This is a genomic window from Citrobacter sp. TBCS-14, assembly GCF_005280805.1.
Taxonomy (GTDB): domain Bacteria; phylum Pseudomonadota; class Gammaproteobacteria; order Enterobacterales; family Enterobacteriaceae; genus Citrobacter; species Citrobacter gillenii.
Window position 1 is genome coordinate 1 of record NZ_SZWM01000705.1, and the last position, 305, is coordinate 305.

The window sequence follows — 305 nt, forward strand, 5'->3', positions numbered from 1 at the left end:
TCCCATAAACCATATCTTCAATTTTGCCGTAGCGGGTCGACAGCTGTCCCGCGCCACGACAGGCCACCCAACCGCCCACGGTACTGATACCAAACGATGACGGCCAGTGGCCCATCGTCATGCCGTACTCTTTTTGGATAGTTTGTTCAAAAATGTCGCCGAACATGCCGGCTTCAACGTCAACAATCTGGCTTTGTGGATCGAAGTCGATAAGTTTGTTGAGTTCGCAAACGTCCAGCACAATGCCTCCCCGCAACGGCAATGCGGCACCAGTGACGTTACTGCGCCCGGCGGAAACCGTGACC

The 305-nt window shown here is 54.8% G+C and carries 1 protein-coding gene; it reads right to left on the reverse strand.

The annotated features are described in order from the left end of the window. Positions 1–305 (reverse strand): FAD-binding oxidoreductase (locus tag FDX22_RS20815; RefSeq protein ID WP_146717715.1); only part of this gene is annotated, 305 nt, incomplete at both ends.